This is a genomic window from Sphingomonas sp. 66-10, assembly GCF_001897045.1.
In the GTDB taxonomy this organism is placed as follows: Bacteria; Pseudomonadota; Alphaproteobacteria; order Sphingomonadales; family Sphingomonadaceae; genus Sphingomonas; species Sphingomonas lycopersici.
Genome location: NZ_MKRR01000063.1, coordinates 1 through 10,525 on the forward strand (window position 1 = coordinate 1; position 10,525 = coordinate 10,525).

13 protein-coding genes are annotated in these 10,525 nt (G+C 64.1%); 1 reads left to right on the top strand and 12 read right to left on the bottom strand.

Going from position 1 to position 10,525, the window contains the following annotated elements; translation table 11 throughout:
• A partial coding sequence (locus tag BGN95_RS06195; protein WP_286771995.1) for an efflux RND transporter permease subunit occupies positions 1-1,781 on the top strand: 1,781 nt, incomplete at its 5' end.
• Positions 1,782-2,199: 418 nt separating this feature from the next.
• Here BGN95_RS06195 and copM read toward each other — a convergent pair.
• The 12 genes from copM to BGN95_RS06255 all read right to left on the bottom strand — a co-directional run.
• Positions 2,200-2,595: a CopM family metallochaperone gene (copM, locus tag BGN95_RS06200; protein ID WP_050794225.1), complete on the bottom strand. Its 396-nt coding sequence runs from the start codon at positions 2,593-2,595 to the stop codon at positions 2,200-2,202.
• On the bottom strand, positions 2,582-2,896 hold the full coding sequence (locus BGN95_RS06205; protein ID WP_206379108.1) for a hypothetical protein: 315 nt from the start codon (positions 2,894-2,896) through the stop codon (positions 2,582-2,584). The genes copM and BGN95_RS06205 overlap by 14 nt, the downstream gene beginning before the upstream one ends.
• A 5-nt stretch (positions 2,897-2,901) precedes the next feature.
• The gene (locus tag BGN95_RS06210) at positions 2,902-3,252 is read right to left on the bottom strand and encodes a DUF3147 family protein (RefSeq protein ID WP_018251229.1); all 351 of its coding nucleotides are present in this window, start codon (positions 3,250-3,252) and stop codon (positions 2,902-2,904) included.
• Between the two features lie 245 nt (positions 3,253-3,497).
• The gene (locus tag BGN95_RS06215; RefSeq protein WP_007406854.1) at positions 3,498-4,106 is read right to left on the bottom strand and encodes a DedA family protein; all 609 of its coding nucleotides are present in this window, start codon (positions 4,104-4,106) and stop codon (positions 3,498-3,500) included.
• 12 nt (positions 4,107-4,118) lie between these two features.
• Positions 4,119-4,496, bottom strand: coding sequence for a hypothetical protein (locus BGN95_RS06220; RefSeq protein WP_007406863.1), 378 nt, complete (start codon positions 4,494-4,496; stop codon positions 4,119-4,121).
• Between the two features lie 98 nt (positions 4,497-4,594).
• Positions 4,595-5,050 (bottom strand): MgtC/SapB family protein, encoded by a 456-nt coding sequence (locus BGN95_RS06225; protein WP_170172186.1) that lies wholly within the window; start codon positions 5,048-5,050, stop codon positions 4,595-4,597.
• Positions 5,051-5,163: 113 nt separating this feature from the next.
• Positions 5,164-5,913 (bottom strand): HAD-IIB family hydrolase, encoded by a 750-nt coding sequence (locus BGN95_RS06230; RefSeq protein ID WP_007406852.1) that lies wholly within the window; start codon positions 5,911-5,913, stop codon positions 5,164-5,166.
• The gene (locus tag BGN95_RS06235) at positions 5,910-8,411 is read right to left on the bottom strand and encodes a heavy metal translocating P-type ATPase (RefSeq protein WP_007406838.1); all 2,502 of its coding nucleotides are present in this window, start codon (positions 8,409-8,411) and stop codon (positions 5,910-5,912) included. The genes BGN95_RS06230 and BGN95_RS06235 overlap by 4 nt, the downstream gene beginning before the upstream one ends.
• Entirely contained in the window at positions 8,408-9,016 is a 609-nt protein-coding gene (locus BGN95_RS06240; protein WP_007406859.1) for a cation efflux transmembrane domain-containing protein, read from the bottom strand. The genes BGN95_RS06235 and BGN95_RS06240 overlap by 4 nt, the downstream gene beginning before the upstream one ends.
• Positions 9,013-9,699, bottom strand: coding sequence for a ZIP family metal transporter (locus tag BGN95_RS06245; RefSeq protein WP_007406853.1), 687 nt, complete (start codon positions 9,697-9,699; stop codon positions 9,013-9,015). The genes BGN95_RS06240 and BGN95_RS06245 overlap by 4 nt, the downstream gene beginning before the upstream one ends.
• 3 nt (positions 9,700-9,702) lie before the next feature.
• Positions 9,703-10,086 carry a hypothetical protein gene (locus BGN95_RS06250; RefSeq protein ID WP_007406861.1) on the bottom strand — a complete coding sequence of 128 codons (384 nt, stop codon included), beginning with the start codon at positions 10,084-10,086 and terminating at the stop codon, positions 9,703-9,705.
• Positions 10,087-10,091: 5 nt separating this feature from the next.
• Positions 10,092-10,525: bestrophin family protein (locus BGN95_RS06255; protein ID WP_286771996.1), on the bottom strand; the 434-nt coding region annotated here is incomplete at its 5' end.

A 10,525-nucleotide genomic window follows, 5' to 3' on the forward strand; every position in this document is an offset into this window, starting at 1 on the left:
TCTTCGTGCCGCTGCTCACCTTCCAGGGCGTTGAGGGCAAGACGTTCGCGCCGATGGCGATCACGTTGATGGTGGCGCTCGCCTCCGCTTTCGTCCTGTCGCTGACCTTCGTTCCCGCGATGATCGCGATCGTCGTCAAGGGCCGGGTCAGCGAGACGGAAGTGAAGCCGATCCGCTGGTTCAAGGAACGCTACGCCCCCGTGCTGGGCAGGGGCGTAGCTCGGCCGATGCCCTTCATTCTGGGCGGTGTCGGCGTGTTCGTCGCGGCAGTGCTGAGCTTTGGCTTGCTCGGCGAGGAGTTCATGCCGCAGCTCGACGAGAAGGACATAACCGTCACCAACTTCCGCGTGCCATCGGCGTCGATCGATCAGTCGACACAGATGCAGCTTCAGATCGAGAATGCATTGAAGACGCTGCCGGAGGTGGCGCTGGTCTTCTCTAAGAACGGCAACGCCGATCTCGGCACCGATCCGATGCCGCCCAATGCGTCGGATACCTATGTGATTCCAAAGCCAGAGGACGAGTGGCCGGCGGAGGTTAAGAGCAAGGAGGACATCCTTCGCCGCATCGAGGAGCGGATGAAACCGCTGATCGGCAACCGAACAGAGATTCAGCAACCGATCCAGATGCGCTTCAACGAGCTGATCGCCGGCGTTCGCGCCGACGTCGCGATCAAACTCTACGGCGATGACCTCGACGCGATGAGCGAACAGGCGCGGCGCATCGCTTCCGTCATGCGCACCATCCCGGGCGCTGGTGACGTGAGTGCCGAACAGACGTCCGGCGCGCCGACCTTCGACGTGCAGATCGATCGGCAAGCGGCGGGCCGTTATGGCCTGTCGGTTGAGGAGGTGGCGAACACGGTCTCGGCTGCGCTTGGCGGGCGCGAGGCCGGGTTGTTGTTCGAGGGAGACCGGCGGTTCGACGTCGTGGTCCGCCTCCCCGATGCGCAACGGGATGACCTTGAGACACTGGGGTCGATCCCGGTGATGCTGCCCACTGCCGAGGGTCAGGTGGCGCGCTCGATCCCGCTCAGCCAGGTCGCCCGGTTCAACTACACGCAGGGGTTGAACCAGGTTAGTCGCGAGAATGGCAAGCGGATGGTGGTCGTGCAGATCAACGTCCGCGGGCGCGATCTTGGCGGGTTCGTCGACGAAGCACAGGCGAGGATCGGCCAGATGCAGCTTCCCGCCGGCATGTATACTGAGTGGGGCGGCACCTTCGAGAGCCTGCAATCGGCTCGGTTGCGCCTGCTGATCGTCGTGCCGATCTGCTTTATCGCGATCTATGCCCTGCTCTACATGGCGCTCGGCAGCTTCGTGTCGGCGGCGATCGTGTTCTCGGCGGTGCCGATGGCGCTCGCAGGGGGCGTGTTTGCGCTGCTGCTGCGCGGTATCCCCTTCTCGATCACCGCAGCGGTCGGGTTCATAGCCCTATCGGGCGTTGCCGTCCTCAACGGCCTCGTGATGATGAGTGCGATCGGAAAGTATCGCGAAGACGGTGCGGCCGACGACGATGCGATCGTGGGCGGCGCAATGGAGCGCGTCCGTCCGGTGCTGATGACCGCGCTGGTCGCGTCTCTTGGCTTCGTGCCGATGGCGCTTGCGACCGGCACAGGAGCAGAAGTGCAACGCCCACTCGCAACGGTCGTCATCGGGGGGCTTATAACATCGACAATCCTGACCCTTCTTGTCCTGCCAGCCATCACAGCGTTGTCCATGCGATTGAGAGGCTCAAAGGCACAAGGTTCGACTGTCGGCACCACAAAGGCCCAGATTTGAGTCTACATGCGCACGTTCTGGTATCGTTGACCGGCATCAAGTTCAGTGTCGGTTCAAGTAGAAGCCCTAATATCAAATACGCCGTCGTTCGATCCTATCGTCCGATGGTAGGAGAGTAGACATGCGTAAGACATTTTGGATTGCAGCGGGGCTGCTGGCTTCGTTGGTCCCTGGTACTGCGATGGCGCAGCACCATGGTGGCCGTCATTCCACAGGTCATGGTAGCTACGGCGGACATGGACGTGTGGTCGTGTCAAATCACGGCTATGGCTATGCGCAGCCCTATTATGGTGGCGGCTATTATGCCGACTCTCCGCGATACCAGTCTCGCCACTACGTGCGCGATCGGCACTATGATCGTCATTCCCGTCCGAGGCATTACCGCCGCCATCATTGACGGCGGTAAGGCTTCGGGCCGCTACTTGCGGGTTTCGCGCCGGGCAAGCCACGCCCGCATCTCGGCGATCTCGCGCCGCTGCGTCGCCACTACTTCGGCTGCAAGCCGGCGAACAGCGGGATCGCGCCCGTACCTCAATTCTATCTCGGCCATCGCGATCGCGCCTTCATGATGGGGGATCATCGCGCGCATGAAGTCGGCGTCGGCATCACCAGTGAAGGCCACGTCCATAGCGCCATGCATCTTGGCGTTCGCGGCCCGGTAGGCTCTGGTTGCGGGCGTGTCGGCCCGCTTTCCCGCATCAGCTCCCCGGGTCACGCTCGTACCGTGTTGAGCGTGCTGTGCGCTCGCAGCAGGTGGCGTCAGTCCAGCGGCCGTTGCGACCATCAGCGCGAGCGTGCCGTTAATTCCGATCATCACGTTCCTTCTCCAGTGTAGCATCATGTCCGCGCTGGCGTCCGGCTCTGGCCGGAGGTTGCCGGCGCGCAGCCGCATCGAGCTCGGCCACGGCCTGGGCCGCGGCCTCGCAGTCGCTGCCGGTTTCCTGGCCCCGCTCGCAGCGGGTGACAACCAGCCTCGCCTCTTCCGCGTGGAAACGGAAATAGCCAGCATCCCGTGGTTTAATCAGTCCGCATCCAGTCAGAGCGATGGTCGCGACAGCGGCAATGAGCGCGCGTTCCTTGAGGTTTGTCATTCTGTTCACCCGCTCGTTGTTCATGGAAATCACAAAGCGATGCCAAAGCGCCGGAGTGCGAGAACCATCGCGATATAGAGCAGGACGGTCAGGCAGCATCCGGCGGCCAAGGCTGGCCAAAAGCCAATTCCGTGACGCAAAAGGACTGGTATCAGTAGGAATAGCGGCAGCGAGGGGAGTACGAACCAGAAGGTCGCCTGCGCATGGGCCGCCATGTTCATCGCATCAGGCCGGTCGTGCCACAGCCATATCATGCCAAGGACCGAGACGACCGGTAGCGACGCAATCAGCGCTCCGAACCCGGGATAGCGCTTCGCCACTTCCGACGCTGCCGCGATTAGTATGCCCGAGACGATGGCCTTGACTGCAAGATAGTACATAGGATGCTTCGCTTACCTTGTGGCGGTGGATCTTGATGATGCGGCCCAGCGCCACTTCCCCCCGTTGCGACGCCATGCGCGAAACCCGATGCGGTAAAGCCTCCCGATCCACTTGATGAGAATGAACGTGGTTCCTCGCGGGACCAGGCCAAGGGCACTGGCGTAGCGCGTGACGAAGACCAGCATCGAAGCTGCCGTAAGCCAAAGTCCGGCGGGAAAAACGGGAGACGAGCCATTGACATTCATCAATGGCGATCCCCGGATCGCCCGAAGGTCGCGACCCGCCAGAGATACCAAATGACGGCCAGCAAGAGCACGGCGTTGCTGACCGGTTCGATGACGCTCGCCACCTGATTATAGCGTTCGCCCAGCTCGTAGCCGGCTAGCACGAGGATCACGGTCCATATTGCCGAGCCGGCAAGCGTGGAAAGCAGGAACGGACCGAGGGGCATTCCGCTGACCCCTGCTGGCACCGAAATCAACGTCCGGACTCCCGGGACCATTCGTCCGAACAGAACCGCCCAACGGCCATAGCGGTCGAACCAGCGATCGACATGATCGATCTCGTCCGCCGTCAACGTCAGCCATCGACCGTGGCGAGAAGCAAAGCGCTTCAACCGATCGATGCCGATCCAGCGCCCGACATAGTACCATAGGATCGCTCCTGCGGCCGATCCGAGGGTGCCAGCGATAACGACCACCCACAGCGAGCCGCGCCCCTGCGCGGCCGTGTAGCCCGCAAGGGGCAGGATCACTTCCGATGGAATCGGCGGAAAGACGTTCTCGGCCAGCATCAGCAGGAAGACGCCAAAGCCGCCGAGTGCCGATAGGATCGATGTTATGATGTCGAACACAAGACAGCCTCGTCAGATGATCCAATAGAAGATGGCGCAGAACACGAGGATGAGGGCGAGGACCGATCCTACGATCGCGTTTTCCAGTCGCGGGCACTCGACGTTCCTGATCCGCGCGGCGACCTGCCAAGCGGGGCGGATCGGACACCGCCACGACCCAGCGACAATTCGATCCAATTCCGCGTCCGACAGCCCGAAGAATGCTTTGGCTTCACGGCGCGATCGACCCGCCAGCCCCATCACACGCAGCACCACATCGTCCCATGCGACATCGATCGCGCTCGGCCGATCGATCATCGGGCCGCGCGCGTCACCGCCTGCCCAAGAGGGAGGCAGCAGGCCGATGATCTGGTGAGGATTGCGCTCCAACAGCGTCGCCCAGCGCAGCAAGCGGTGTTGGCGGTCCCGCGCCGGGATAGTCCGCGCCGGCGCCCAACGTCGGGTGAGGGCTTGCACTGGATGTGTCCATCGGCTCGCCTGAGAGGTCGTCATGGACTTGCCGGAGTACAGGCGTCGCCATTGGTAGCGCGCTTGAGCGGACGAGAACAGCGCAGGGTCAGGAAGGTGGTGCAGCTCAGGATGAAGGCGATATCGTATAGGCCGTAGCCGACGGCCGCCCCGAGCGCGCCAGTCGCCCACAGGCTGGCCGCTGTTGCCGTACCCGAGGCTTTGCTACCCTTCTTCAGGATCGCGCCGCCCCCAATGAAACCGACGCCTGAAATCAGACCTTCGAGCAACCTGGCCTGCGCCGGGGACGTGCGGCCGAGGATCGCGATGCCTACCAGCACGAAGCCGCAACTGGCGATGGCAACCAACGGGAATGTGCGGATGCCTGCGCTACGGGCGTCCTTCTCGCGATCCCAGCCAACCGGAAGGGCAAGCGCGTAGGCGACGGCGAGACTGATGATATGGGTGGTTATCTCCCACCATGAGCTTTGAAACATGCCGGCCTGCCTGTTCTACGCGATCGCTCCAAATCGGAGGTTAAAAACGAATGTTGGGCCGAGCGCCTTGAAGGCGCTCGTGATTAAGGCGAGGATCGTGAACATCTGCGAACCTACCGGTGCAGACATGCGATGATGGCGGCCACGACGGCGGCGGTTTCCGCAACGTCGCGCACCCTGACCGTGTCGAGGCCGATCTCGACGGCGGGATAGTCATTTCCACCGGGGAAGATCGCATCGCCGATGAACAACATGCCGTCGAGCGGCACGCCGCTTTCGGCGCTCAGGCGCTTCAGGCCGTAGCCTTTGTCGACCCCTGCCCTCGTCACGTCGATCGATGTCGTACCGCCAAGATTGATCGAGAGGCCCGGCAGCACTGCGCGCAAGGTCGCCTGCAATGCAGTGCGTTTTTTCCGATCCCGGTCCCATCCCTCCTTTTCCTTCAGCGGCGCCGCCTGCCCCAGCCCCGAAAAGGTAATCTGGCTGCCGCGATCCTCGATCCGCTCGCCCCATATGCGTTCATCGGCGAGGCCGGCATCGGCCAGCGCCCGGTCGAAGGCCGCGCGGATCTTCGCCTTCTCCGCATCGTCGAACAGCTCGGCATAGACCACGCACCAAGCCCCATCGATGAAGCGATAGAGCTTGGTGCCGGTGGTCGGCATCAACCAGAGGCGGTCGAGCGCTGCGTCCGCAGGCAAGCGCGACGCGACCTGCTTTTCGAATTGTGGCCAGTCCCCGCCCGAGATCACCGCCACATCGGTAACGGCGAGCAACCGGGCGATGATCGCGGCCATATCCTCCGATAACGGGCGTTTGCTCTCCGCGAGCGTGCCGTCGAGGTCGAAAGCGACCAGCCACTTCATGCCGCGTTCCCCGCCGGGTCGCGGTAGGCGAGCAGCCGGAGCGCGTTGATGACGACGAGCAGTGTCGATCCCTCATGGACCGCCACCGCTGGCCCGATGCCGAGGCCGAGGATGGTGGCAGGCACGAGGAAGGCGACGACGCCCAGGCTGACGAACACGTTCTGACGGATGATGCCGCGCGTATGACGGCTCAGGCCGACCGCGAACGGCAAGTGCGCCAGGTCGTCGGCCATCAGCGCTACGTCGGCCGTCTCGAGCGCTACGTCCGACCCCGCCGCGCCCATTGCGATGCCGACCGTGGCGCTCGCCATCGCGGGCGCGTCGTTCACGCCGTCGCCGACCATCGCGACCTTGTCCTCGCCGGCAAGCTTCTTGATTGCGGCCACCTTGTCTTCGGGCATGAGGTCGCCCCACGCCTCATCGATTCCGACATCGTTGGCGATCGCTTCGGCGACCTTCTGGTGATCGCCGGAGATCATTATCATCCGCGACACACCCATCTCGTGCAGCCGGCGCAGCGCGGTCTTGGCCGCTTCGCGGGGCGTGTCCATCAGGCCGATCGCGCCTAGGTCGCGGTCTCCCTTGCGGACGACCATCGTCGTGCGGCCGTTCTCGCGCAGCTTCGCGATCGCGTCCTGCGCCCCCTGCCCCAGCGCCGGTATGCCCTCGCCCCCAAACATCTCGGCCTTGCCGATCCACACCGTCTCGCCATCCACGCTCGCGGTGACGCCACGACCGGTCAGGCTCTTGAGGTCGCCAGCGGTGGGCAACGGGCGCCCATTCAGGCGTTCGCGGCCGTCGTTGACGATCGCTTGGGCCAGCGGGTGATCGCTCAGCGCCTCGACAGCGACGGCCAGCGACAGCAGCTCGCCTTCGTCGGTGCCGTCGACGGGCACGACATCGGTGATGCGCGGGCGCCCTTCGGTCAGCGTGCCGGTCTTGTCGAAGGCGATCGCCTTCAACGAGCCGAGGTTTTCGAGCGGCGCACCGCCCTTCACCAGCACACCGCCACGTGCCGCGCGCGCGACGCCGGACAGGACCGCGCTCGGCGTCGCGATCGCGAGCGCGCAAGGGCTCGCTGCGACCAGTACCGCCATCGCGCGATAGAAGCTGTCGCGGAACGGCTCGTCGATGACCACCCAGGCGAACAGCAGCAGCACCGACAGGATCAGGACGGCGGGCACGAAGATGCGCTCGAACCGATCGGTGAAGCGCTGCGTCGGCGACTTCTGCGTCTCCGCCTCGCTCACCATCTTCACCACCTTGGCGAGCGCGGACTCGTTGGATCGGCGCGTCACCTCGATCTCGATCGCGCCGCCGCCATTGATCGTGCCGGCAAAGACGCGGCTCTCCGCCTCGACCGCATCGGGCTTGGCGCGGGCGGCTGCCGCGTCCGCGACCGGCACCTTGTCGACCGGGATGCTCTCGCCGGTCACCGGGGCTTGGTTGATCGCGCTCGTGCCCGTGATGACGAAACCATCGGCGGGAAGGCGTTCGTTTGGTCGGACGATAGCAATATCCCCGACAACCATCTCCTCGACCGGGATTTCGCTGGTCTGCCCGTCACGTCGCACGGTCGCGGTTTCGGGCGCGAGCTTCGCCAGCGCCTCGATCGCCTTCTTGGCGCGTCCCATCGCGTAATGCTCAAGCGCATGGCCAAGGCTGAACAGGAACAGCAGCAGCGCGCCTTCGGCCCATGCGCCCAGCGCAGCGGCGCCGGCGGCAGCAACCAACATCAGCGTGTCGATCTCGAACTTCTTCAGCCGAAGATTGTCGATTGCCTCGCGCAGCGTGAAGAACCCGCCGAAGAAATAGGCTGCGATGTAGCAGGCGGTCGGCAGCCAGTCCGGTGCACCGGTGGCCAGCTTCTCGATCGCGTAGCCAATTCCCAGCAGCGCGCCGCAAGCGAGCGCAAAGATCAACTCGGTGTTGGGACCAAGAAAATCGGCATGGCTATGGTCGTGACCGTCGCCAGGACCGTGTTTCTCCTCGCCCGCCCCGTGCCCACCGGGACCATGGTCATGGCCGGCATGGTCGTCGGCGGCGACCCGCTTGCCCACCCGGACCTTCAACTTGCGAAGCGCCGAACGCACCTCCTCTTCGGTGGTCTCGCGGCGGTCATATTCAACCCGGACAGACCCACTGGTACTGGCACTCGCCTGCACCACGCCCGGCAGCGCGCATAGCGCGTCACTGACGGTGCGCGCCCGACGCTCGTGGCTGATCCCCGTCACCTGCCAGATCGCATGGCCGTAGCGTTCGGTGATTTCGGCGCCCGCGGCGCGCACCATCTCGCGCAAGCGCGGCAGCGGCAGCTTGGCAGCGTCGAAATGGATGCACAGGGCCGCCGGCGTGTCGCCGTCGAGGCAGATCACATGCGCCCGCTCGACGCCTTCGCGCTTTGACAGGGTTGATACGAGACGGTCCAGGCAAGCGTCGGCCGCGTCAGGAAGGTCCGGCAACAATACTGGAATATCGAGTTCGAGCTTGTCGTTCATGACGACCTCCTTTCGCTTTTCTTGGTTTCGGCGCGCGCGTCGCGCAGGATTTCGACACCGCCCTTGATGGCGATGATGGCGGTAGCGAAGCCGACCAGAAGGTCCGGCCAGTTGGTGCCCAGCCACAGCACCAGCACGCCCGCGATCAGGATGCCGCCATTGGAAATGAAGTCATTGAAGCTGAAGGTGGTGGCGGCCCGTAGGTTAACGTCCGGATCCTTGAGCCGCTGGAGCAGCCGCAGGCAGAGGTAGTTTACGACGCCGGCGATCGCCGACATGACCATCATGGTCGGTCCGATCGGCTCGCTCCCCTGCACATAGCGTCGCCCGACATCGATCAGGATGCCGCCCGCAAAGATCAGCAGCATTACCCCCGATGCGATCGCGGCGCGCGTCTTCCACGTCTTACCGTGGGTCAGCGCGACGAGGCTGAGAGCGTAAACGGCGGTGTCGGACAGATTGTCGACGCCGTTGGCGATGAGCGCACTTGAATCGGCGAACGCGCCGGATACGAAAAAGCCCGCTGCGATTGCTGCGTTCAGCAGCAGCACGATCCAGAGCGTGCGACGCTCCTGCGTGCCCGCGTTGTCGTTGCTCGCATTCATCCCATGATCTCCTCGAGCGTCAGGAGGGCGAGGAACCCTACGAAGAACATCGAGCTGATGAGCGGGGTGTCAGGCTTCTCGTGCGCCTCAACCAGCAGCTCTTCCGTGACGAGGTAGAGCAGCGCCATCAGCCCAAAGCTCAGGAAGCCAGCGACCATTACCGGCGAGAGCGTGGCGACAGGAACGGCAGCGAGCGCGCCGATCGGCAGCAGCAGCGCCAAGGCCGAGACGATCACGATGATGCGCAGGCGCGAGCGATAGGTTTCCGCCAGCTCGTTGGTCAGTGTCAGACCCAGGAAGAGCACTTCGAGTGTCAGCGCGATCGTCAGCAGAAATCCCGCCTTCTCGCCCGCGACGAACGCAAGGCCGAGCACCAGGCCATCGACCAGGATGTCGATGCCGATCGCGGCGAGCAGCGCCATCGGCCCCTTGAAGCGGGCCTCGAAAGCCTTGAGACCCAGCATCGTTACGACGCCCGCCGCCCCGCCGATCAACGTCGCGCTGGGCGAAGCCTCATGCTTGACCTGCGGCAGGATTTCAGTCGCTGCCGCCGCGAACACGACGCCGGCAGCAAGATGCTGTAGCCCCGCCACGAGGCCAGGATTTAACTTTGTGCGGCTCGCGATGATCGCGCCGATTACGACCGCCAGCACAGGCGCAAGCGTGTAAAGCAGTGCCTGCATATCCTATGATCCCTCCGGGGTTCGGTGACAGACGTGGATTTTCCCGCGCCGCATGAAGGCGATCGCCCCGCCCGCCACGACCGCCCGTGACTGGTTGCCGCGAAATTCATCACCGGTTCGCTGGGCGCGCAGGATCTCGGTCCTGCCCTTCGGCAGCCAGGTGACGGCCATCTTCAGGCCGTCGTCGATGAAGTCGACATCGGCGCGGGTGCCGTCGTCGCAATACATGATGCGCTGCGCGATCAGCCTTGGCGTCACACGCTTGTCATGAGCCGGTTCGACAGGTTCGCTCGGAGCCGGGTTGCACGCCCCTACAATCACGCCGGTGACGAGAACGGCGCCAACGCGCGCGATCGTGAGCCCGGGCAGATGCAGCAAGGCGCGCATGCCCATCACCACAGCACCCCGTGATCAGGTGTCAGCGGCTCGGGGGCCGGAAGTCCCGCGGTTTGGAGAAGGTCGATCTCGATCGTGCGGCACATGGCCGTGAGCGGGACATCGTGGACGCTATTGGCGAACGGATCGGTCAGATCCTCGCCGATGCTCAGCACCGCGAGGAAGACGAGTCCGATCAGCGTCGATCCGATCGGCGTGGCAAGGCCCAGGGATTCGACCAGCGCGATCGGGAGCAGCACGCAGAACACACGCGTGAAGAGGTTCGGGAAGAACCGAAAGCCATTGGGCAGCGGCGTGTTCTTGATCCGCTCCATGCCGCCCTGCGCATTGGCGATGTCGATCAGGACGCGCTCCACAGTTGCCTGCTGGATCTCGGTGATCCGACCTTCCGCGAGCGCGTCAGCGTAAATGCCCGATATGTCCTCCAAGA